This window comes from Microbacterium esteraromaticum (assembly GCF_028747645.1).
Lineage (GTDB): Bacteria > Actinomycetota > Actinomycetes > Actinomycetales > Microbacteriaceae > Microbacterium > Microbacterium esteraromaticum_C.
The window spans coordinates 1,973,546-1,995,341 of sequence record NZ_CP118100.1; the positions used below are offsets into that span (position 1 = coordinate 1,973,546).

The 21,796-nt window shown below is 66.2% G+C and carries 19 protein-coding genes; 7 read left to right on the forward strand and 12 right to left on the reverse strand.

From position 1 onward, the window contains the following. Positions 1–14: 14 nt before the first annotated feature. Positions 15–1,004: a PHP domain-containing protein gene (locus PTQ19_RS09285; protein ID WP_206549602.1), complete on the reverse strand. Its 990-nt coding sequence runs from the start codon at positions 1,002–1,004 to the stop codon at positions 15–17. 11 nt (positions 1,005–1,015) lie between these two features. Next, the gene (gene trpD / locus PTQ19_RS09290; RefSeq protein ID WP_274367110.1) at positions 1,016–2,080 is read right to left on the reverse strand and encodes an anthranilate phosphoribosyltransferase; all 1,065 of its coding nucleotides are present in this window, start codon (positions 2,078–2,080) and stop codon (positions 1,016–1,018) included. A gap of 308 nt (positions 2,081–2,388) precedes the next feature. Here trpD and PTQ19_RS09295 point away from each other — a divergent pair, with 308 nt between their 5' ends. The 5 genes from PTQ19_RS09295 (at position 2,389) to PTQ19_RS09315 (ending at position 7,757) form a co-directional block, all read left to right on the forward strand. Beyond that, a complete protein-coding gene (locus PTQ19_RS09295) occupies positions 2,389–2,946 on the forward strand; it encodes a cytochrome c oxidase subunit 3 (protein WP_218848361.1) in 558 nt (185 codons plus the stop codon). A gap of 20 nt (positions 2,947–2,966) precedes the next feature. Beyond that, positions 2,967–3,800 (forward strand): c-type cytochrome, encoded by an 834-nt coding sequence (locus PTQ19_RS09300; protein WP_179410555.1) that lies wholly within the window; start codon positions 2,967–2,969, stop codon positions 3,798–3,800. A gap of 36 nt (positions 3,801–3,836) precedes the next feature. Next, positions 3,837–4,913: a ubiquinol-cytochrome c reductase iron-sulfur subunit gene (locus PTQ19_RS09305; RefSeq protein ID WP_179410554.1), complete on the forward strand. Its 1,077-nt coding sequence runs from the start codon at positions 3,837–3,839 to the stop codon at positions 4,911–4,913. Beyond that, positions 4,910–6,727, forward strand: a complete 1,818-nt coding sequence (locus PTQ19_RS09310) for a cytochrome b (RefSeq protein ID WP_206549600.1) — start codon at positions 4,910–4,912, stop codon at positions 6,725–6,727. Before PTQ19_RS09305 ends, PTQ19_RS09310 begins: the two co-directional genes overlap by 4 nt. 157 nt (positions 6,728–6,884) lie before the next feature. Further along, on the forward strand, positions 6,885–7,757 hold the full coding sequence (locus PTQ19_RS09315; RefSeq protein ID WP_274367111.1) for a hypothetical protein: 873 nt from the start codon (positions 6,885–6,887) through the stop codon (positions 7,755–7,757). A gap of 174 nt (positions 7,758–7,931) precedes the next feature. On the opposite strand, the gene PTQ19_RS09320 is transcribed toward PTQ19_RS09315, so the two are convergent. The 5 genes from PTQ19_RS09320 to PTQ19_RS09340 form a co-directional block, all read right to left on the reverse strand. Continuing rightward, the gene (locus PTQ19_RS09320) at positions 7,932–8,354 is read right to left on the reverse strand and encodes a cytochrome c oxidase subunit 4 (protein WP_179410551.1); all 423 of its coding nucleotides are present in this window, start codon (positions 8,352–8,354) and stop codon (positions 7,932–7,934) included. Positions 8,355–8,357: 3 nt separating this feature from the next. After that, positions 8,358–10,091 (reverse strand): cytochrome c oxidase subunit I, encoded by a 1,734-nt coding sequence (gene ctaD, locus PTQ19_RS09325; protein WP_274367112.1) that lies wholly within the window; start codon positions 10,089–10,091, stop codon positions 8,358–8,360. Positions 10,092–10,094: 3 nt separating this feature from the next. Then, the gene (gene coxB / locus PTQ19_RS09330) at positions 10,095–11,000 is read right to left on the reverse strand and encodes a cytochrome c oxidase subunit II (protein ID WP_179410549.1); all 906 of its coding nucleotides are present in this window, start codon (positions 10,998–11,000) and stop codon (positions 10,095–10,097) included. Between the two features lie 89 nt (positions 11,001–11,089). Beyond that, entirely contained in the window at positions 11,090–11,452 is a 363-nt protein-coding gene (erpA, locus tag PTQ19_RS09335) for an iron-sulfur cluster insertion protein ErpA (RefSeq protein ID WP_179410548.1), read from the reverse strand. A gap of 100 nt (positions 11,453–11,552) precedes the next feature. Next, positions 11,553–12,968 (reverse strand): dipeptidase, encoded by a 1,416-nt coding sequence (locus PTQ19_RS09340; protein ID WP_274367113.1) that lies wholly within the window; start codon positions 12,966–12,968, stop codon positions 11,553–11,555. Between the two features lie 56 nt (positions 12,969–13,024). Here PTQ19_RS09340 and PTQ19_RS09345 point away from each other — a divergent pair, with 56 nt between their 5' ends. Continuing rightward, positions 13,025–13,576, forward strand: a complete 552-nt coding sequence (locus PTQ19_RS09345; RefSeq protein ID WP_179410546.1) for a DUF3043 domain-containing protein — start codon at positions 13,025–13,027, stop codon at positions 13,574–13,576. Here PTQ19_RS09345 and PTQ19_RS09350 read toward each other — a convergent pair. The 5 genes from PTQ19_RS09350 to dnaE form a co-directional block, all read right to left on the reverse strand. Further along, on the reverse strand, positions 13,551–14,594 hold the full coding sequence (locus PTQ19_RS09350; RefSeq protein WP_274367114.1) for a quinone-dependent dihydroorotate dehydrogenase: 1,044 nt from the start codon (positions 14,592–14,594) through the stop codon (positions 13,551–13,553). The genes PTQ19_RS09345 and PTQ19_RS09350 overlap by 26 nt on opposite strands. An 11-nt stretch (positions 14,595–14,605) precedes the next feature. Next, positions 14,606–15,082, reverse strand: a complete 477-nt coding sequence (gene nrdR / locus PTQ19_RS09355) for a transcriptional regulator NrdR (protein WP_179410545.1) — start codon at positions 15,080–15,082, stop codon at positions 14,606–14,608. 6 nt (positions 15,083–15,088) lie between these two features. Continuing rightward, complete coding sequence (gene hisD, locus PTQ19_RS09360; RefSeq protein WP_274367115.1) at positions 15,089–16,417, reverse strand: histidinol dehydrogenase; 1,329 nt, start codon at positions 16,415–16,417, stop codon at positions 15,089–15,091. A 4-nt stretch (positions 16,418–16,421) separates the two neighbouring features. Next, entirely contained in the window at positions 16,422–17,639 is a 1,218-nt protein-coding gene (locus tag PTQ19_RS09365) for a hypothetical protein (protein ID WP_274367116.1), read from the reverse strand. A gap of 96 nt (positions 17,640–17,735) precedes the next feature. Further along, positions 17,736–21,254, reverse strand: coding sequence for a DNA polymerase III subunit alpha (gene dnaE / locus PTQ19_RS09370; protein ID WP_274367117.1), 3,519 nt, complete (start codon positions 21,252–21,254; stop codon positions 17,736–17,738). Between the two features lie 58 nt (positions 21,255–21,312). Between dnaE and PTQ19_RS09375 the strand changes: the two genes are divergently transcribed. Then, complete coding sequence (locus tag PTQ19_RS09375) at positions 21,313–21,795, forward strand: NUDIX hydrolase (RefSeq protein ID WP_274367118.1); 483 nt, start codon at positions 21,313–21,315, stop codon at positions 21,793–21,795. Position 21,796 lies beyond the last annotated feature (1 nt).

Genomic DNA, 21,796 nt, shown 5'->3' on the forward strand with positions numbered 1-21,796 from the left:
CGCCCGCCCCACCGTCAGCCGCGCGCCCAGGCGCGCAGGCGCTCGACACCCCAGGTCGTCACGATCCGCTCTGCAGGCACGCCTGCCGCCTCGGCTCTTTGCGCCCCATGGTCCAGCAGCGAGAGCTGGCCCGGCGCGTGCGCGTCCGAATCGATCGCGAACAGGCATCCCTCCGCCATCGCCACACCGATCAGCTCATCCGGCGGGTCCTGGCGCTCGGGACGCGAATTGATCTCGACAGCCACACCGTTCTCGGCACACGCAGCGAAAACCGCTCTGGCATCGAAGGACGACGGCGGACGCGTGCCCCGCTCCCCCTGAACAAGACGCCCGGTGCAGTGCCCCAGCACGTTCACCACCGAATCACCCACCGCCGCCACCAGCCGACGCGTCATCGCGTCCGCGGGCATCCGCAGCTTCGAGTGCGCGGAGGCCACGACGATGTCCAGCTCGGCGAGCAGCGACGGGTTCTGATCGAGCGAGCCGTCGTCAAGAATGTCGACCTCGATGCCCGCGAGCACCGTGAGGTCGGGCGTCGACTGCTCCCGCACCAGCGGAATCTGCTCGCGAAGGCGCTCCGCCGACAGGCCACGAGCGACCCGCAGCCGAGGTGAATGGTCCGTGATCGCCAGATAGCGATGTCCCAGCGCTGCGGCCGCGGAGACCATCGACTCGATCGGCGTCGTCCCGTCAGACCACTCGGTGTGACTATGCAGATCACCGCGTAGCCGTCCGCGCAGCTCGGATTCACGTTCGGGGCTCACGGAAGCACGCAACTGGATCAGGTAGTCGGGGACGCCGCCCCGCTGCGCCTGCTGAATCACCTCGAAGGTCGACGCGCCGATCCCCCTCTGCGCACGTAACGCATCCGCATCCCACCGCGTCTGCTCGGGCAACGCAGCGAGAACGGCCGCCGCCTGCCGAAAGGCTTTCGCGCGGTACCGCGACGCGCGCTCCCGTTCCAGCAGAGCGGCGATCTCGATCAGCGCGTCGACGGCGTCCATGGCGCACTACATCAGGAGGCGATCGGCTCGTTCGTCGCGCGCACCCAGTCTTCCAGCTTCGCAGCCGCGCGTCCGTCGTCAACAGCGTCCGCCACCCTGGCATACGCATCACGCAGACGCTCGACGATCGGAACCTGGGTGAGCGTCGAGTCGTGGGAGAGCTCGTACGCGACGACACCGGCCGCCGCGTTCAGCAGCACGATGTCACGCACCGCGCCCGGTTCACCGGCCAGCGTGCGCCGCAGCACCTGCGCGTTGTGCTCGGGCGTGCCGCCAAGCAGATCGGCGATATCGGCCAGCGGGATGCCGAGATCGCGAGGGTCGAGATCATGCTCGTGCGTGTCGCCGCGAGCGACCTCCCAGATACGGCTGTGACCCGTCGTGGTCAATTCATCGAGCCCGTCATCACCACGGAACACCAGTGCCGTGGCGCCGCGTGTGCGGAAGACGCCCGTGATGAGCGGAACCCGATCCAATTGCGCGACGCCGACCGCGTTGGCCTCGGCTCGGGCGGGATTGCAGAGCGGGCCGAGCATGTTGAACACCGTGGGAACCGCGAGCTCGGATCGCGCACTCGCCGCATGCTTGAACCCCGGGTGGAACGCGGCGGCCCACGCGAAGGTGATCCCGGTGCTGTCGAGCACCCGAGCGACGCGCTGCGGGTCGAGCGAGATGTCCAGACCGAGTGCCGACAGCACATCGGATGAACCCGACGACGAGCTGGCAGCGCGATTGCCGTGCTTGACCACGGGAATCCCCATAGCGCCGATGATGATCGCCGCGGTCGTGGAGACGTTGACTGTTCCGAACCGGTCGCCTCCGGTACCGACGATGTCGAGGACGTCTGACGACACCGGCAGCGGCACAGCTGCCTCGAGGATCGCGTCGCGGAACCCGACGACCTCGTCGATCGTCTCGCCCTTCGCGCGAAGGGCGATCAGGAAGCCCGCGAGCTGCGCGTCGGACACGTCGCCGCGCATCACCTGGCGCATCGCCCAGGTCGACTCCCATACACTCAGATCCCGCCGTTCCAGGAGCGCAGTGAGCAGATCAGGCCAGGTGAGGGAATCAACCATGCCAGCGATCCTACGGGGTGCGGAAAGATGCCGATTCGAGATGACAACGATGTGCGAACCTTCCCGCGCCGGGGACTAGCGCGCCACCTGGGAGATTCCCAGGGTTCCGAGGAAGATTCGCAGGTTGTTCTTAGGTTCCCCTAAGTGTCCCGCCAGCGACTCCGGCAAGTGTGGTGCAAGAATCACGACGAAGAATCGGCCATAATGGACGGGTGACCACCTCAGCGACGTATGCCCCGGCGGCAAGAACCATCAAGCGCCCCAATCCGGTCGCTGTCGGCACCATCGTGTGGCTCGGCAGCGAGGTGATGTTCTTCGCGGGACTTTTCGCGATCTACTTCACCCTCCGTAGCACCTCCCCCGATCTGTGGGCGGAGCAGACCGGTCTGTTGAACGTGACCTTCGCAGCAGTGAACACCGCGATCCTCGTCGCGTCGTCGTTCACCTGCCAGATGGGCGTGTTCGCGGCCGAGGACCTGCAGCCGTACCGCATCGGCAAGGGACAGCTCAACGCGGCTGGCCGCCGCCGCCTCTTCGGCTGGGGAATGGTCGAGTGGTTCTGGCTCACCTTCGCTCTCGGCGCGATCTTCGTGAGCGGCCAGGTCTGGGAGTACGCCCAGCTCGTCGCCCACGGCCTGCCGATCTCGGCTGACTCCTACGCCGCGGCCTTCTACCTCACCACCGGCTTCCACGCTCTCCACGTCACGGGTGGCCTCGTTGCCTTCGTCCTCGTCATCGGACGCGCCTACGCCGTCAAGAACTTCGGCCACAAGGAGGCGACCTCCTCGATCGTCGTGTCGTACTACTGGCACTTCGTCGACGTCGTCTGGGTGGCCCTGTTCTTCGTCATCTACTTCCTGAAATAAGAGCGGAGCGATTTTTCGAAATGGCACGAGAGAAGAAGCACCGCTCCCGCGGTCGTCGTAGCCCCCTCGCAGCAGCCGCGCTCATCGGCGCCGGCCTGTTGCTGACCGGAGGCGCTTACGCAGGCGCGTCCGCAGCGATGGCCGCCCCGGCCGACGCGCACAGCAGCGTCGCAACCGAGCTCACCGTCGAGGACGGCGAGAAGCTGTTCACGGCCAACTGCGCCACCTGCCACGGCATGGACCTGGAGGGTACGCCCGAGGGGCCGAGCCTGGTCGGCGTCGGCGAGCTCTCCGTTGAGTTCCAGGTCGCGACGGGCCGTATGCCCCTGCAGATGCAGGGACCGCAGGCCCCGCAGAAGCCCGCGCAGTTCACTGACGCGCAGATCCGCGCAATGGCCGCCTACGTGCAGTCGGTTGCCCCCGGCCCCGGCTACCCCGAGGACTGGGTGACCAGCGGTGAGGCGAACCCCGCCAACGCCCAGGACGAGGTCGACATCACGCACGGTGCTGAGCTGTTCCGCATCAACTGCGCGATGTGCCACAACGTCGCCGCCGCCGGTGGCGCACTCACCGAGGGCAAGTACGCCCCGGCCCTGACCTCGACCAGTGCGCTGCACGTCTACGCGGCGATGGTCACCGGCCCGCAGAACATGCCGGTCTTCGGAGACATGAACCTCAGCTCCGAGGACAAGCGCGACATCATCGCCGCCCTCGTGTGGCAGCAGGAAGCAGTGCAGATCGGCGGCTTCACGCTGGGCTCGCTGGGTCCGGTCTCCGAGGGTCTGTTCATCTGGATCTTCGGCATCGGCGCGCTCGTCGCCCTCACCGTGTGGATCACGGCGAAGTCCAACTGACGCACTTTCATAGAACAGCTACGTACGAGGAGCACCATGGCAAACGACGACGACACGCAGGCTCTGGACAGGGCCTACCAGCCCTCACCGGGGCTGGGCGTCGCAGTCAGCGATCCTGCGGAGAACCCGGGGCTGCCACCACACCGTGAGCGGATGACCGACAAGGACCCGCGGATCGAGAAGACGGCGGAGCGTACGGTCTACACGCTCTTCTACCTGTCGCTCGCCGGCAGCATCTGGGCTGTCGCCGCGTACATGCTGTTCCCGATCGAGAGCGGCATGCCGATCGACATCCGGCAGAACAACATGTACATCGGCATCGGCATCGCGCTGGCGCTGCTGGCCATCGGTATCGGCGCGATCCACTGGTCGAAGGCGCTGATGTCCGACAAGGAGTACATCGAGCACCGCCACCCGACCCGCGGTCGCGACACGACGCGTGAGGCTGCGGTTCAGGTGTTCGCCGAGGCCGACCAGGACTCCGGTTTCGGCCGCCGCAAGATGATCCGCAACTCGCTGATCGTCGCCGTGGTCGCATCTGTCGTCCCGGGCATCACCCTCTTCCGTGGACTCGCGCCGCACAACACCCCCGAGAAGCCGCACGCCGGAGACCCGGTCTACCTGCTCAGCCACACCATGTGGGAGTCCGGTATGCGCCTTGCCCGCGATCCTGAGGGCACCCCCATCCGCGCTGCTGACGTCACCGTCGGCTCGGCGTTCCACGTCATCCCCGAGCCGCTCAAGCAGCTCGACCACAGCAGCGGCTACCTCGAAGAGAAGGCGAAGGCGATCGTCCTGCTGATGCGTCTGCGCCCCGAGCAGCTCATCGAGACCGAAGAGCGCAAGGACTGGTCGTACGACGGCATCGTCGCGTACTCCAAGGTCTGCACGCACGTCGGTTGCCCCGTCGCTCTCTACGAGCAGCAGACGCACCACCTGCTGTGCCCCTGCCACCAGTCGCAGTTCGACGTCACCGATCAGGCCAAGGTCATCTTCGGACCTGCTGCTCGACCGCTGCCGCAGCTGCCCATCGCCGTCGACGATGAGGGCTACCTCATCGCTCAGCGCGACTTCACCGAACCCGTCGGCCCGAGCTTCTGGGAGCGTCATTGAGTACCGCAACTCTGAATAAAGAGGACACCACGCAGCAGAAGAAGCCGCTCGGTGGCCGCTTCGTCGGCGCGACGGCGAACTACATCGACGAGCGCACCAGCCTTTCGGGCATGGTCAAGGAGCTCGGTCGCAAGATCTTCCCCGACCACTGGTCATTCATGCTCGGCGAGATCGCTCTGTGGGCGTTCGTGGCCGTGTTCCTGTCGGGAACGTTCCTGACGTTCTTCTTCCAGGCATCCATGGTGCCCACGCACTACACCGGTGCGTACGTGCCGATGCGCGGTCTGGAGATGTCGGCGGCGTTCGAATCCGCGCTGCACATCTCCTGGGACGTCCGCGGTGGCCTTCTGGTGCGCCAGATCCACCACTGGGCAGCACTGGTCTTCATCGCCGGCATCGGTATCCACATGCTCCGCGTGTTCTTCACGGGTGCGTTCCGCAAGCCCCGCGAGCTCAACTGGGTGATCGGCTTCGTGCTGTTCATCCTCGCTCTCGCCGAGGGCTTCACCGGCTACTCGCTGCCCGACGACCTGCTCTCGGGCAACGGTCTGCGGATCATCGACGGCATGATCAAGGGCATCCCGCTCATCGGAACCTGGACCTCGTTCCTGCTCTTCGGTGGTGAGTTCCCGGGTCACGACATCGTCGGACGCCTCTACACGCTGCACATCCTGCTGCTGCCGCTGCTGCTGATCGGTCTGCTCGTCGTCCACCTGATGCTCATGGTGATCAACAAGCACACCCAGTTTGCGGGCCCCGGCCGCACGAACGACAACGTCGTCGGCTACCCGATGATGCCCGTCTACATGTCGAAGATGGGTGGCTTCTTCTTCATCGTCTTCGGTGTGATCGTGCTGATCGCTTCGTTCTTCCAGATCCTCCCGTTCTGGGATTACGGCCCCTACGACCCCTCCCCGATCTCGGCAGGTACGCAGCCGGACTGGTACATCGGCTTCGCCGACGGTGCCCTCCGCCTCGCCCCGCCGAACATGGACGTCGTGTTCCTCGACCGCACCTGGTCGTTCGGAATCCTGGTGCCGGTCGCAGTCCTCGGTCTGTTCATCGTGCTCGTCGCGATCTACCCCTTCATCGAGGCGTGGGTCACGGGCGACAAGCGCGAGCACCACATCGCAGACCGTCCCCGCAACGCCCCCACCCGCACTGCTATCGGCGCCGCCGGCGTCATCTTCTACGCGGTCATGTGGGCAGCGGCTTCGTCCGACCTCATCGCCACGCACTTCATGCTCACCATGGAGGGTGTCATCCACTCGCTCCAGGCGATGCTGTTCGTCGGTCCGGTGCTCGGGTACTTCATCACCAAGCGCATCTGCATCGCGCTGCAGAAGAAGGACCGTGAGATCGTCCTGCACGGCTATGAGTCGGGTCGTATCGTCCGCCTCCCCGGTGGCGAGTACGTCGAGGTGCACCAGCCCGTCGACGTGTACGACCGCTGGAAGCTCATCGACTACGAGGTGTACGAACCGCTCGTGGTTCGCCCCAACGAGAAGGGCCGCATCCCGTGGACGCAGAACCTGCGTTCGGCGCTTTCGCGCTGGTTCTTCGAGGACCGTCTGATGCCGCTCACGCAGGCACAGATCGAAGAGGCCGACGCGCACCAGCACCACACGCTGGCACACAACGAAGAGCTCGAAGCCGAAGAGATCGCCGGTGCACACGAACGTGCCGGTGTCTCCGAGGACCAGATCGCTCCGGCCGACACCTCGATCGGTGAGACGCCGAACACCCCCAGCTCGGTGATTGCGACCGATCCGGTCAAGAAGCCGCGCAAGAAGAAGTCGGAGGACGGCGAGTAACGCTCCCCTCCCCCACGCAGAAGGTCCCGTCCAGTTTTGGACGGGACCTTCTGCGTTTCTGCCCGTCATTGCATTGTGCTCCGCGCTCAGCCTCGTCAGTGCTTTCGCCTCAGTGCCTCTAGACGACTGGGCGCACAGTCACGATGTCCGGTGGCGGATGGATGCCACACTGCTCAGCGCCCCTGTGATCGCCGGAGACGTCGTCCTCGCCTATCCCGCGACTGACGCCGGTACGCAGACGCTCAATGCCTGGGACCTCAGCGACGGAACACTCCTGTGGGAGCGCATCACGTTGCCGGGACGCAATCTGCGTGGCCAGGAGCATCAGGTCGCGACTCTGGCGACCGAGGACGGCTGGCAGGGGTCTACCCTGGTCCCCTGCATCGCGGGCGCACTTGAGCCCGAAACCGACACGGAGCACGATCGCGTCCATGAGTACTCCGTGGCAGATCAGGCGTTCCGCGCGCACAAGGAGGCGGATGCCGGCTTCTTCGAAGGCGGAACCGCCTTCAGCAGCCGTGTGTCGTACACCGACCAGGACGTGCTGCGGTACGGCGAACACGGCGATCTGCTCTGGGAACGCGCTTACGCCGACGTCTTCGGAGAGGGCACGGCGCCCAGCGGTGGATGGTACTGGTCTGACCCGTCAGCGGACGACGCTCCCCTGCTCGCTTTGGTCTTCGAGGCCTCGCCGGATGTCGATTGGACTGTCAGCCAAGAGATCGTACGCGATCTGACCACAGCAAGCGTCGCCAGGCTTGACCGCACTTCCGGCGCCACGGAGTGGTCGCTCAGTGCGGATTCCTGTACGTTCGTGGCCGACTTCGGGTTCCAGAAGCACGAAGGCGTCGCGACGGTGTGCCAGTTCCGTGACGACACCCGAACGCTGCACGGGGACGGCACGAAGGTTGTGCGCGCCGAGTACGTGGATCTCGTGCCGTCCGCAGGCGTAGCGCGAAGCGTGTCGTGCCCGACGGAGCGGGACAGACCATGCTCGTCGACGTCGTCTCTGGTGCCACCGACCGCGTGATCCAGAAGCAGCTGCTGCTGCTACTACTGTGAACCATCTCCCGCGCGGTAGCGATCTACATGACGGACGGACTGACCGTGTTCGAGCCAGTCGGCGACGAGTGAGCACCTGAGCACGCAGAAGGCCCCCTGGCGAACCAGGGGGCCTTCTGTCAGATCTCGACGCGCTGTGGTGTCAGCGGGCGAAGTTGCCGCGGTAGAACTCGTACACCCAGCCGACGATCGCGATGAGGAAGAGCGCAACACCGATCGGGAGCAGGAAGTGACCGACCGCGAGCCCCGTCAGGAAGACGGTCGCAGAACCGGCGAGCACCAGGGGCCACCAGGACCACGGTGCGAACTCGCCGACTTCGGGGTCACCGTCGTCGATGTCCGAGGTCAGCACATCCTCGGGCAGCTCGCCGCCCTGTGCACGATAGGTCTTGCGAAGGTAGATCGCGATCATGGCGCCCATGAAGGCCACGAACAGCAGGGCGACGGTGCCGACCCACTCGATGTAGCCGTGGAACGGGTCCAACAGGCTCCACGCGGTGTAGACCGCTGCCGCGATCACGAAGAACACGGTGATGATCCACCAGAGGACGATATTGCTACGCATGTGCTACTTGGCCTCTCCTGCTGCGGCGGCCGGCGCCGCGACGGGGTGCTCGGCTGCCTCGGGGTGGTTCAGGTCGAACGCGGGGCGCTCGCTTCGGATGCGCGGGATCGACGTGAAGTTGTGTCGCGGCGGCGGGCACGACGTGGCCCACTCGAGCGATGCGCCGTAACCCCACGGGTCATCGACCGTCACCTTGGGCGCCTTGCGAGCCGTGATCCAGACGTTCAGGAAGAACGGCAGCATCGAGGCGCCGAGGATGATGGCACCGATCGTGGAGACCTGGTTGCCCCACTCCCAGTTGTCGTACGTCGAGTAGTCGGCGTAACGACGCGGCATGCCGTCGACGCCCAGCCAGTGCTGGATGAGGAACGTCATGTGGAAGCCGATGAACAGCATCCAGAAGTGGATGTAGCCGAGGCGCTCGTTGAGCATGCGTCCGGTCCACTTCGGCCACCAGAAGTAGAAGCCGGCGAACATGGCGAACACGACCGTACCGAACACGACGTAGTGGAAGTGCGCGACGACGAAGTACGAGTCACTGAGGTGGAAGTCCAGCGGGGGCGCGGCCAGGATGACACCGGTGAGACCACCGAAGACGAACGACACCAGGAACCCGAGCGAGAACACCATCGGGGTCTCGAAGGTCAGCGACCCTCGCCACATGGTTCCGATCCAGTTGAAGATCTTCACACCCGTCGGCACGGCGATGAGCATCGTCATCAGTGCGAAGAACGGCAGCAGTACACCACCGGTGACGTACATGTGGTGCGCCCACACCGACACGGACAGCGCGGCGATCGCGATGGTCGCGTACACGAGCGTCTTGTAACCGAAGATCGGCTTGCGGCTGAAGACCGGGAAGATCTCGGAGACGATGCCGAAGAACGGCAGCGCGATGATGTACACCTCAGGGTGTCCAAAGAACCAGAACAGGTGCTGCCAAAGAAGCACACCGCCGTTCGCGACGTCATAGGTGTGTGCGCCCAGGATGCGGTCGGCAGCAGCCGCGAACATCGCCGCTGCAAGGACGGGGAACGCCATCAGGATCAGCAGGCTCGTCACCAGCGTGTTCCACGAGAAGATCGGCATGCGCCACATGGTCATACCCGGGGCACGCATCGTGATGATCGTGGTGATGAAGTTCACCGCACCGAGGATCGTACCGAAACCGGACATACCGAGCCCGAGCATCCAGAGATTGCCACCAACACCCGGTGAGAAGGAGGCGTTGGCCAGCGGCTGATATGCGAACCAACCGAACGACGCCGCACCCTGCGGGGTGAGGAAGCCGGCGACCGCCATGATCGAGCCGAAGCTGAAGAGCCAGAACGCGAAGGCGTTCAGACGCGGGAACGCGACATCGGGTGCACCGATCTGCAGCGGCAGAATGGCGTTCGCGAAGCCTGCGAACAGCGGCGTCGCGAACATCAGCAGCATGATCGTGCCGTGCATCGTGAACAGCTGGTTGTACTGCTCCTTCGTCGGCACGAGCTGCATGCCGGGAGCGAACAGCTCGGCGCGGATGATCAGCGCCATCACACCGCCCAGCAGGAAGAACAGCACCGAAGAGATCAGGTACATGTACCCGATCGTCTTGTGGTCGGTGGACGTGATCCACTTGACGAGGACGTTGCCCTTCTGCTCCACACGCGTGGAGGACAGAAGCGCGGCCTGCCGAGGCGGCAGGGTGCTCGGACGAGCGCCCTGCGCCGTGTTGGGTTCAGCTGTGGTGGTCATGGCTTACTCCTCTTCCTCGGCGTCCGTGCTCGCGCCGGTGCCCGGGAGATTGCTGAGTCGATCGTAGGAGTCTGTGATGTCGCCGGTGTTGCCCTCGGCGCGCAGCGTCTCGAGGTAGGCGTCGTACTCGTCCTGCTCCACGACCTTCACGTTGAAGAGCATCATCGAGTGGTACTCGCCGCAGAGCTCGGCGCACTTGCCGTCGAACTCGCCGACACGGGTCGGGATGAACGACCAGGAGTTGTCCTTCCCGATGTACATGTCCTTCTTGTACAGGAAGTCGATGATCCAGAAGGAGTGCACGACATCGCGCGACTGGAGGTCGATCTTGACCTTCTTGTCGACCGGCAGCACCAGCGTCGGGAGCTGCTCGCGGTCGAAGTCGCCCGCCTCGTCCGGGTGCGCCTGCGTACCCATGGTCCAAACGGCGTCGGAGTTGTCCTCTGCCTCACCGTCGTACTGGAAGTCCCAAGCCCACTGCTTGGCGATCGCCGTGACCTCGACGTCGACCTCGTCATCGGACCACTGGGTCTCGATCGCGGTCTGGTCGCGCGCGGTGAAGAAGAACATCGCCAGCACGAGGATCAGCGGGATCACCGTGTAGAGGATCTCGATCGGCATGTTGTAGCGCAGCTGCACGGGCAGACCGGTCTGGCCCTTGCGACGGCGGTACATGACGACCGCCCACCCCATCAGACCCCACGTGATGAGGCCGACGATGAGCAGAACGATCCACGAGGTGACCCACAGACCCGCGACGCGCTCGGTCTGGTTCGTTGCGGCAGTGCCGTCTTCTACGAAGCCCGGGAGGAACCCATGCAGTTCGGTGGGAGTACATCCCGCCAGAACCACAGCTGCTGCTACTCCCAGCGGGATAGCAGCCCAACGAAGGCGGCGTTTCGAGGGCACGATGCACCTTTCAGATCTCGGACAGGAGCGAATTCAAGTCTAGGGCAATCTCACACCCTATTCATGCCAACCACGCAGGTTGGCCGGGCTCAGTGGAAGCTGTCACCGCACGCGCAACTGCCTGCGGCCTGGGGATTGTCGATCGTGAAGCCCTGCTCCGAGATCGTGTCCTTGAAGTCGATCGACGCGCCGTCCAGGTACGGAATGCTCATGTTGTCGATGATCACCTCGACGCCGTCGAAGTCGACCGTCTCGTCGCCTTCGAGGTAACGCTCGTCGAAATAGAGCTGGTAGATCAGTCCGGAGCATCCACCGGGCTGGACGGCGACGCGCAGTCGCAGGTCGTCGCGCCCTTCCTGCTCGAGAAGGCTCTTCACCTTCTGAGCTGCCGCGGACGTGAGGGAGACACCGTGCGCAGCGGTGCTCTCCGAGGTCAGGGTGGTGTCGGTCATCTCAACTCCTTGCAATCGGCAGCACGGCCTGCTGCACATGCTCGATCCTACCGCCGGTGCCTGTGGGGCGGGCGGGCCCAGCCCGCCCGCTCCGGTCGCGTCAGGATGCCGCGTCGCGGTCGTTCATCCGCGTCAGCATCAGTGCCTCGGTGCGGATGGCGTTGCGGAACGTCTCCAGATGCAAGGACTCGTTCGGGCTGTGCGCCCGGGAGTGCGGGTCTTCCACACCGGTGACGAGGATCTGGGCGGCCGGGAACTCGCGCACGAGGTCGGCGATGAACGGGATAGATCCTCCGATTCCGAGATCGACCGGTTCCGCCCCATAACCGTCTGCCATGGCGCCGCGTGTGAGCTCCACCGCCCAGCCGGAGGTATCGACCAGGAATCCGTCGCCCAGGTCGACGTCCGAGAACGTCAGCTCTGCGCCGAACGGCGCGTGGGCACGCAGGTGCGACTCGATCGCGGCGTACGCCTCGGCCGCGTCCTGTCCCGGCGCAACGCGCGCGCTGATGACGACGCTCACCTCGGGAAGGAGCGTGTTCGATGCTTGCGCGACGCTGGTCGCGTCGATTCCGGTGATCGTGATGGACGGCTTGTTCCAGATGCGACCGAAGATGTCGTCGCGCCCCACAGGGGTGGCGTCGGGCAGCAGCCCGGTCTCCTCGCGCAGCGTCTGCTCCGTGTACGGCGGTGTGGTGGCATCCCGCGCGCCCATCCCGGAGACCGCGACCGCCCCGTCGGCGTCCCAGAGCGTCGCCAGCAGCGTGACCGCCGCCATCATCGCGTCGGGTACGGCTCCACCGAACATCCCCGAGTGCGAGGCGTGCTCGAGCGTGCGCACTGTCAGGGTGAAGCGGGCGTTGCCCCGCAATGAGACGGTCAGGCCTGGCGTGTGCGAGTCGAGGTTGCCGGAGTCGGCGACGACGATGGCATCCGCCCGCAGGGCATCGGCGTTGTCGCGCAGGAACCGGGCAAACGAACGGGAGCCGTATTCCTCCTCGCCCTCGATGAACAGGTTCACCCCGAGATCGAAGTCGTCGCCCAGGGTTTCGCTGACCGCGCGCAGCGCGGCGATATGCGCCATGATGCCCGCTTTGTCGTCCGCGGCTCCGCGACCGTACAGCCGACCGTCGCGTACCGTCGGCTCGAACGGCGGCGTCTCCCACAGCTCGTCATCCCCCGGGGGCTGCACGTCGTGGTGGGCATACAACAGGATCGTCGGCTTTCCGTTTCGCGCGGCCCGGGTGGCCAGCACGGCGGGCTGGCCTAGCTCTTCGGTGTCGTCGACGTGTGCGCGCAGCACCCGCACGTCGTCGAAGACGCCGGTGCCTCGGGCGAGCTCCGCGACAGCATCCGCGCTGCGCTCGAGCTGGGTCTGATCGAATGCCGGCCACGCGACGCCGGGAATGCGCACCAGAGCGCCGAGGTCAGACAGCGCGGCGGGGACGCCGAGAGCGACGGCGTCGAGGACAGCGGATTCGGATGCTGGCAGAGCCTGCGATGAGGACGAGGTCATGCGAGTAATCTTAAGACGAACCCGATACCGAACTGAGGTCGAACGTGTCCAAGCCCATGCCCGCAGCAAACGACGACGCCCCCGAGACGCCCGCCGTCGGCAAGGGGCGCGCCACTCCGACGCGCGCCGAGCGCGAAGCCGCCAACCGGCGCCCGCTCGTCGCGAACACCAAGGAGGCCCGTGCGGCGGCGAAGGCCGACCTGCAGGCGCGACGCGAACGCGCGCGCATTGGCATGGAGAACGGCGAGGACCGCTATCTTCCGGCGCGCGACAAGGGTGAACAGCGCCGCTGGGTGCGCGACTACGTGGATTCCGGCTGGCACGTGTCGGAGTGGCTGATGGCCGCGATGCTTGTCGTGATCATCCTCAACCTGGTGCCGATCCCTGCCGTGCAGATCTACGCCATGGTCGCTCTCTGGGCGTACATGCTGCTGGCGATCGGCGACATGGTGCTGCTGAACTTCCGCGTCAAGCGCAAGATCGACGCCAAGTTCGGCGCCGACCGTCGCGAGAAGGGCCTGGGCTGGTACGCGGCGATGCGCGCCCTGCAGATGCGCTTCATGCGTCTGCCGAAGCCTCAGGTCAAGCGCGGCCAGCGCCCGGCGTGATCGCGCGGAGGCCGCGGTTGATCTGCCGCGCCCACAGCGGCCCCTGGTACAGAAACGCCGTATAGCCCTGCACCAGGGTCGCGCCGGCGTCCAGTCGGCGCTGCACGTCTTCGGCCGTCTCCACTCCCCCGACGGCGATCACGCAGAAATCAGCCGGAACGGCGGCCTTGACGACCGCAAGCACCTCAAGTGAGCGTTCCTTCAGCGGTGCGCCAGACAGCCCGCCCGCACCCGCCGCCTCGACGACGGCAGCGTCTGTGCGCAGGCCGTCACGGGCGATCGTGGTGTTGTGCGCGATGATGCCCGCCAGACCCTCATCGACGGCCAGACGTGCGATGGCCTCGATCTCATCATCCGGCAGGTCCGGTGCGATCTTGACCAGCAACGGGGTCGACCCGGCGGCCTCCCGCACGGCGCGCAGCAGCGGCGCCAGCGTCTCGACGGCCTGCAGACCGCGCAGACCGGGGGTGTTCGGCGACGACACGTTCACGGCGAGATAGTCCGCCAGTGGTGCCAGCTTCGATGCCGAGGCGACGTAATCGGCGACAGCATCCTCGACCTCGACCACGCGGCTCTTGCCGATGTTGACGCCGATGACCGCACGGGGTGCGCGGCGGCGCAGCTTCCGAAGGCGCCGTGCGGCAGCATCCGCTCCCTCGTTGTTGAAGCCCATCCGGTTGATCACGGCACGGTCGGGCACCAGACGGAACAGCCGCGGCTTGGGGTTGCCGTCCTGCGGAATGGCCGTCACGGTGCCGATCTCGACGTGACCGAACCCGAGCGCGTCCAGGCCGCGCACACCCACGGCGTCCTTGTCGAAGCCCGCGGCGACACCGAACGCAGACGGGAAGGTCAGACCGAGTGCGTGCACCTGCTGCTCAGGCGTCGGAGCGGTGATCGCACGGGCCGCCCACGAGAACGGGCGCGCGCCGACCACGCGGATGACCGCCATGGCGGCATGGTGAGCGAACTCCGGGTCGAAGCGCGTGAGGACGTGGCGGAAGAACAGTGAATACATCACTGCCAAGGCTACCGCCCGGTCGACTCCTGCTCTGCCGCGGCACGGTCGGCCCGGAGCGAGCCGATCGCCGATTCGAAGTCCTCCAACGAATCGAACTGCTGGTACACGCTGGCAAATCGCAGGTACGCGACCTCATCGAGCTCGCGTAGCGGCCCGAGGATCGCGAGACCGATCTCATTGGGATCGAGCTGCGACACACCCGTCTGCCGCACGGCCTCCTCGACGCGCTGGGCGAGCACGGCGAGGTCGGCCTCGGTGACCGGGCGTCCCTGGCACGCTTTGCGCACACCCGTGATGACCTTGTCGCGGCTGAAGGGCTCCATGACCCCCGAGCGCTTCATGACGACCAGGCTCGCCGTTTCGGTCGTCGAGAAACGCCCCCCGCATTCCGGGCACTGCCGCCGACGGCGGATGGAGAGCCCGTCGTCGCTGGTGCGCGAATCGATGACACGGGAGTCCGGGTGACGGCAGAACGGGCAGTGCATGATCCCTCAGCGTACCTCGTGGCCGCCGGCGGGCTCGGCGAACCGCGCTTCGACGGCGTCGCCGTGGCCGGGCAGCAGTTCGGCCGCGGCCAAGGCGACAACACCGGCACGTACCTCGGAGAGCGCGGCGTGGTCGTACTCGATCACCTGCTGCGGACGCAGGAACGTGTACGCGCCCAGGCCCGGGGCGTAGCGCGCCTGTCCCCCGGTTGGCAGCACATGGTTGCTGCCGGCGAGGTAGTCGCCGAGGCTGACCGGGGTCTGGTCGCCGACGAAGACGGCACCGGCGCTGGTGAAGCGCTCGGCGACTGCGGCGGCGTCACTCAGGTGCAGTTCGAGGTGTTCGGGCGCATAGGCGTTGCTGAAGGCCTCGGCCATCGCGCGGTCGTCGACGAGGACGATCGCCGACTGCGGGCCCGCCAGTGCTTCCGCGACGCGCGCGGCGTGGGTGGTGGATGCTGCCTGCCGGGTGACCTCGTCGGCGACGCGCTGCGCGAGCTCGGACGAGTCGGTGACCAGCACGGCCGAGGCCTGCTCATCGTGCTCGGCCTGACTGATGAGGTCGGCGGCGATGAGGCGCGGGTCGGCGGCGGCGTCGGCGACGATGAGGATTTCGGTGGCGCCCGCCTCGGAATCGGTGCCGACGACACCGGCGACGGCACGTTTGGCCGAGGCCACGTAGTTATTGCCGGGGCCGGTGACGACGTCGACGGGATCGAGACCGAGGTCGGCGACGCCGTGGGCGAGCGCGCCGATGGCTCCGGCTCCCCCGACGGCGTAGACCTCGTCGATGCCCAGCAGCGCGGCGGCGGCGAGGATCGTCGGGTGTACACGTCCCTCGTGACCGGCCTGTGGCGGCGAGGCGAGCGCGATCGAGCGCACACCCGCAACCTGCGCGGGGACGACGTTCATGATCACGCTGGACGCCAGCGGCGCCTTGCCGCCGGGAATGTAGACGCCCGCCCGGTTGATGGGTTGCCAGCGCTGCGCGATGCGTGCTCCCGGCCCGATCTCGGTGACCCGCGGCTCCGGTACCTGTGCGGCCGACGCCCTGCGCACACGCGAGATGGCCTTGGTCAGGGCTTCCCGCACGGCCGGGTCGACGGATTCAGCAGCCTCGGCGAGGTGCTCGGCCGGCACACGGATGGCGTGTCCGGTGACACGGTCGAAGCGCTCGGCCTGCTCGCGCAGCGCTTCCTCGCCGCGCACGCGGACGTCCTCGACGATGCGCGCCGCGGTCTCGAGCGCCTCGCTGCGCGCCTGAGTCGCTCGCGGCACAGCGGCGAGCAGGTCGGCGGGTGCGAGCTGCTGCCCGCGAAGATCGATGGTGCGCATGTGCTCAGCCTCTTGTGATGTCGGTGATGTCGTGCAGGTAGCCGATCCGCCCGTCCTCATGGCGGACGACGTAGGCGCCCCCGCGGTCCTCGATGACGAGCGTCCACGCGTGCGGGCCCACCCGGAACAGCGTGTGACCGCGTTCATCGAGAACGTCCCGCTCCGTTGCTGCGAGAACCCAGAACGGCTCGGCTCCCACGGGTCCGGGAGCAGGCCCGGCGGTGGTGCCGGCGCCGGCCGCGCCCGTGAACGGCCGCTCGTTCGTCGTCTCGACGTCATCAGCGAAGATCTGCTCGAGCACGCCGACCGGATCGGTGTGGTGGTCCTTCTGGTGGTCCGCCTGAGGCACCTCGTCGAAGGGAACCTCAGTGCCGTCGGATGCCGTCGTCGGCGTCTCGTCGGATACCGCGAGCTGATCCGAGCCATCGATGTGGAGGGATCGCGTCGCATCGAGTGATTCGGCTTCCCGAACCGGAGTGTCGGCAGCATCGACCTCGCCGGCCGTGGCCTCAGGCTCCGCGATGGCTTCGTCCTCGACGGCGGCGTTCTCGACGGCGGGTTCACCGGCATCCGCAGCATCCGCGGTGTTCATGGAACGCACGCGCGGCGCGCGGGCGACCACTGGACGAACAGGGTTCGCATTGCGGTGGGCGAGCGTCTCCATCCGTCCCTCGAAGTCCTCGCGCAGTCCGGGAATCAGCGGAGCGAACACGGTCACGACGACCATCCCGGCCAGCGCCAGCTGCGCCACAATCACGACCCAGCCGACGGCGTACACGCCCGTGCCGATCGTGACGGCCACCTGAGACCAGAGCAACTGGGCCCACGAGACCGCGGCCACGGATGCGGCGACCGAGGCGAACTGGTCAATCCCGAGCGAACCCACGCGGCGGATGCCGTCGGGCGAGAGCCTGCGCAGCACGACCAGGAAGACGGCGACCGTCGGCACACCGATCGTCAGGATCCACCCGATACCCGTGGTCCAGATCGAGCCACCGACCATTCCGACGGGAAAGAACGACACGACGAAGGCGACAAACCAGGTGCCGACAATCAGAAGCTCACGCAACGTGAACCCGAAGATGCCCGTCTCGGGCTGCACCTGGTCCTCGTACAGCACGGCTCCGTCGACGTGCTCGACACGCTCGGAGTCGCCGAGTGCCGCGGGCACGCCCGCGAGCGGCCCGTCGCTGGGCGGGAGACTCGTGGTGTCGTGGCTCATCGAACAGGTCCTTTCGTCGCTGCAGGCGTCGTGGTCGGTTCGCACGCGAGAAACGATCCTATCGACCCCGACTGGCGGTGTGCTGCGCGATGTCGTTCATCCCAGACAGGTCGGTCCGAGCAACGACTTGAGATCGCCGAACAGGTCGGCCGAGATCTTCACGGGCATCGGCACCTCGAACACCTTCGCAGTACCGCCCCGGTGCACGCGCAGCAGCACCTCGGTTTCACCAGCGTGGCGTTGCAGCACCATCGCGAGGTCGTTCATCACGCGCTCGGTGGCCCGCTGCTCGGCGACCAGCAAAGAGAGCGGTCCCGCAGCATCGAACGAGCCGACGTCCGGTGTGAACGTCGACTGCGCGTGCAGGTTGAGCCCGTCGTCGCGGCGCGAGACCCGTCCGCGCACGGCGAGAATCGCGTCCTGCTGCAGCGTGTGCTGGAACTCGGTGTAGGTCTTGCCCATGAACATGACCGTCACCTCGCCGTTGAAGTCCTCGACGGTGATCATGCCGTAGGGGTTTCCGCTGGCTTTGGCCACCCGGTGCTGCACGCTGGTGACGAGGCCCGCGACGGTGACCTGATCACCGTCCTGCATGTCCTCCGAGTTGAGCAGGTCGTGGATCGAGATCGAGGCGTGCTTGGCCAGCGGCACCTCGAGACCCGCGAGCGGGTGATCCGACACGTACAGTCCGAGCATCTCGCGCTCGAAGGCGAGCTTGTCCTTCTTGATCCACTCGGGACGCTCCGGCACTTTGGCCGGCGGCGCACCCTCGATGTCGTCGTACAGGCTGTCGAAGTCGAAGCCGATCGCCCCCTGGGCCTCGTTGCGCTTGCGGTCGACAGCAGCCTCAACGGCATCCTCGTGGATCTCGACGAGCGCGCGCCGCGTATCGCCCATCGAGTCGAAGGCGCCGGCCTTGATCAACGACTCGACAGTGCGCTTGTTCGACACATGCATCGGCACACGGTTCAGGAAATCGTGGAACGACGTGTACGGCCCCTCCTCGCGCGCGCCGACGATGCCGTCGACGACGTTGCTGCCGACGTTGCGCACGGCACCGAGCCCGAAGCGGATGTCCTCCCCGACGGCGGCGAAGAAGTTGATCGATTCCGACACGTCGGGGGGCAGCACGCGGATGCCCATGCGGCGGCACTCGTTGAGGTAGAGCGCCATCTTGTCCTTGGAGTCGCCGACGCTGGTCAGCAGTGCCGCCATGTACTCGGCCGGGTAGTGAGCCTTCAGGTAGGCCGTCCAGTACGACACGACGCCGTACGCGGCGGAGTGTGCTTTGTTGAAGGCGTAGTCCGAGAACGGCAGCAGGATCTCCCACAGCGCGTTGACGGCCTCGTCCGAGTACCCGTTGGCCCGCATGCCGGCGTGGAAGCCCTCGAACTGCTTGTCGAGCTCGGATTTCTTCTTCTTGCCCATCGCGCGGCGCAGAATGTCTGCTTGGCCGAGAGAGAACCCGGCAACGCGCTGGGCGATGGCCATCACCTGCTCCTGGTAGATGATGAGGCCGTAGGACTCTTCCAGGATGTCGGCGAGTGATTCGACGAACTCCGGGTGGATGGGGGTGATCGGCTGCTGCCCGTTCTTGCGGAGCGCGTAGTTCGTGTGCGAGTTCGCTCCCATCGGCCCCGGGCGGTACAGCGCGATGAGTGCCGAGATGTCCTCGAAGCTGTCGGGGCGCATCAGCCGCATCAGCGAACGCATCGGGCCACCGTCGAGCTGGAAGACGCCGAGTGAGTCGCCTCGAGCTAGCAGATCGTAGGCACCGCGGTCATCGAGGGTGAGTTGTTCGAGGTCGATCTCTTCGCCGCGGTTCATGCGGATGTTGTCGAGCGCGTCCGAGATGATCGTCAGGTTGCGCAGCCCGAGGAAGTCCATCTTGATCAGCCCGAGCGCCTCGCACGACGGGTAGTCGAACTGGGTGACGATCTGGCCGTCCTGCTCGCGCTTCATGATCGGGATGATGTCGAGCAGCGGCTCGGACGACATGATCACACCGGCGGCGTGCACACCCCACTGTCGTTTGAGGCCTTCCAGCCCGAGTGCGCGGTCGAAGACGGTCTTGGCCTCGGGGTCGGTGTCAATCAGCGCGCGGAACTCGCTGGCTTCCTTGTACCTCGGGTGCGCGCTGTCGTACATGCCGCTCAGCGGCATGTCCTTGCCCATCACGGGCGGGGGCATCGCCTTGGTCAGACGCTCCCCCATGCTGAACGGAAAGCCCAGCACTCGACCGGCATCCTTGAGAGCCTGCTTCGATTTGATGGTTCCGTAGGTGACGATCTGCGCCACGCGCTCGGAACCGTACTTCTCGGTGACGTAGTCGATGACCTCGCCGCGTCGGCGGTCGTCAAAGTCGACGTCGAAGTCGGGCATCGAGACACGGTCGGGATTGAGGAACCGTTCGAAGATCAGCCCGTGCTCGATGGGGTCGAGGTCGGTGATCCTCATCGCGTAGGCGACCATGGATCCGGCTCCCGAGCCACGCCCCGGGCCCACACGAATGCCATTGTCCTTGGCCCAGTTGATGAAGTCCGCGACGACCAGGAAGTAGCCCGGAAACCCCATCTGCAGGATGATGCCGGTCTCGTACTCGGCACGCTGGCGCACGGCGTCTGAGATGCCGTTCGGGTAGCGGTAGTGCAGACCCGCCTCGACCTCCTTGACCAGCCAGCTTTCCTCGGTCTCACCGTCGGGAACGGGGAAGCGCGGCATGTAGTTGGCCGAGGTGTCGAACTCGACATTGCAGCGTTCGGCGATCAGCAGCGTGTTGTCGCACGCCTCAGGGTGGTCGCGGAACAGCTGGCGCATCTCTTGCGCCGTCTTGATGTAGTAGCCGTCACCGTTGAACTTGAACCGGTTGGGGTCGTCCATCGTCGAGCCGGATTGCACACACAGCAACGCTTCATGGGCATCGGCCTCGTGCTGATGGGTGTAGTGCGAGTCATTGGTCGCAACCAGCGGGATTCCGAGATCCTTCGAAATCCGCAGCAGATCCGTGATGACGCGGCGTTCGATGTCGAGCCCATGGTCCATGATCTCGACGAAGTAGTTGTCTTTGCCGTAGATGTCTTGGAACTCCGCGGCCGCGGCGCGGGCCGCATCGTACTGTCCCAGACGCAATCGGGTCTGGATCTCACCGGACGGGCAGCCCGTGGTGGCGATCAGCCCTTTGCCGTAGGTCTGGAGCAGCTCGCGATCCATGCGCGGCTTGAAGTAATACCCCTCGATGCTCGAAAGGGAGCTGAGACGGAAGAGGTTGTGCATCCCGGCGGTGTTCTCCGCCCACAGCGTGGTGTGCGTGTACGCGCCGGAGCCCGAGACGTCATCGCTCTTCTGGTCGGGGGAACCCCACGCGACGCGCGACTTGTCGCTGCGGTGCGTGCCCGGGGTGACGTACGCCTCGAGCCCGATGATCGGCTTGACGCCGGCGGACTTGGCCGCGTTGTAGAACTCGAACGCGGCGAAGGTGTTCCCGTGGTCGGTCACCGCGATCGCGGGCATGCCGTAGTCGGCGGCGGCCTGGGTCATCGAGGCGAGCTTCGCGGCACCGTCCAGCATCGAGTACTCGCTGTGGACATGCAGGTGCACGAAGGAATCGGATGCCATGCCTCGAGCCTACCCGCGGCATCCGACCCCGGTGCCGCGTCGCCGTTACTCTGAGAGCATGGCCACTCCGGATTTCGTCCTCGCGTTGCGCGAGCACATCGGCACCGCTCCGCTCGCCCTCGTCGGCACCACCGCGGTGGTGTTCCGCGATGAGAGAGTGCTGCTGGGCAAGCGTGCCGACAACGGCGCGTGGCAGACCATCGCCGGGATCGTCGAGCCCGGGGAGGAGCCGGCGGATGCCGCCGCGAGGGAGTGTCTGGAAGAGGCGGGCATCGTCGTCTCGGTCGACCGACTGGCACTGGTGCAGCAGGTGCCACGGGTGACCTACGCCAACGGCGATCAGGTCGACTACCTTGACATCGTCTTCCGCTGCTCCTGGGTGTCGGGGGATCCGCATCCCGCCGACGGGGAGTTGACCGAGGTCGGGTTCTACGACCTCGCCGCGATGGGCGACGTCGATGACGCGCATGTGCGCAAGATCGCCCTGGCGATGGCCGAGGACGACCCGGCGCACTTCCGCGGCGGTCGCGCGCCGCGCTGAC

Excerpts from the sequence above, each read along its gene's own strand:
- PTQ19_RS09285 (WP_206549602.1), bottom strand. The coding sequence starts at position 1,004 with ATGGACGCCGTCGACGCGCTGATCGAGATCGCCGCTCTGCTGGAACGG.
- trpD (WP_274367110.1), bottom strand. The coding sequence starts at position 2,080 with ATGGTTGATTCCCTCACCTGGCCTGATCTGCTCACTGCGCTCCTGGAA.
- PTQ19_RS09295 (WP_218848361.1), top strand. The coding sequence starts at position 2,389 with ATGTTCTTCGCGGGACTTTTCGCGATCTACTTCACCCTCCGTAGCACC.
- PTQ19_RS09300 (WP_179410555.1), top strand. The coding sequence starts at position 2,967 with ATGGCACGAGAGAAGAAGCACCGCTCCCGCGGTCGTCGTAGCCCCCTC.
- PTQ19_RS09305 (WP_179410554.1), top strand. The coding sequence starts at position 3,837 with ATGGCAAACGACGACGACACGCAGGCTCTGGACAGGGCCTACCAGCCC.
- PTQ19_RS09315 (WP_274367111.1), top strand. The coding sequence starts at position 6,885 with ATGGATGCCACACTGCTCAGCGCCCCTGTGATCGCCGGAGACGTCGTC.
- PTQ19_RS09320 (WP_179410551.1), bottom strand. The coding sequence starts at position 8,354 with ATGCGTAGCAATATCGTCCTCTGGTGGATCATCACCGTGTTCTTCGTG.
- ctaD (WP_274367112.1), bottom strand. The coding sequence starts at position 10,091 with ATGACCACCACAGCTGAACCCAACACGGCGCAGGGCGCTCGTCCGAGC.
- erpA (WP_179410548.1), bottom strand. The coding sequence starts at position 11,452 with ATGACCGACACCACCCTGACCTCGGAGAGCACCGCTGCGCACGGTGTC.
- PTQ19_RS09340 (WP_274367113.1), bottom strand. The coding sequence starts at position 12,968 with ATGACCTCGTCCTCATCGCAGGCTCTGCCAGCATCCGAATCCGCTGTC.
- PTQ19_RS09345 (WP_179410546.1), top strand. The coding sequence starts at position 13,025 with ATGCCCGCAGCAAACGACGACGCCCCCGAGACGCCCGCCGTCGGCAAG.
- PTQ19_RS09350 (WP_274367114.1), bottom strand. The coding sequence starts at position 14,594 with ATGTATTCACTGTTCTTCCGCCACGTCCTCACGCGCTTCGACCCGGAG.
- nrdR (WP_179410545.1), bottom strand. The coding sequence starts at position 15,082 with ATGCACTGCCCGTTCTGCCGTCACCCGGACTCCCGTGTCATCGATTCG.
- hisD (WP_274367115.1), bottom strand. The coding sequence starts at position 16,417 with ATGCGCACCATCGATCTTCGCGGGCAGCAGCTCGCACCCGCCGACCTG.
- PTQ19_RS09365 (WP_274367116.1), bottom strand. The coding sequence starts at position 17,639 with ATGAGCCACGACACCACGAGTCTCCCGCCCAGCGACGGGCCGCTCGCG.
- dnaE (WP_274367117.1), bottom strand. The coding sequence starts at position 21,254 with ATGGCATCCGATTCCTTCGTGCACCTGCATGTCCACAGCGAGTACTCG.
- PTQ19_RS09375 (WP_274367118.1), top strand. The coding sequence starts at position 21,313 with ATGGCCACTCCGGATTTCGTCCTCGCGTTGCGCGAGCACATCGGCACC.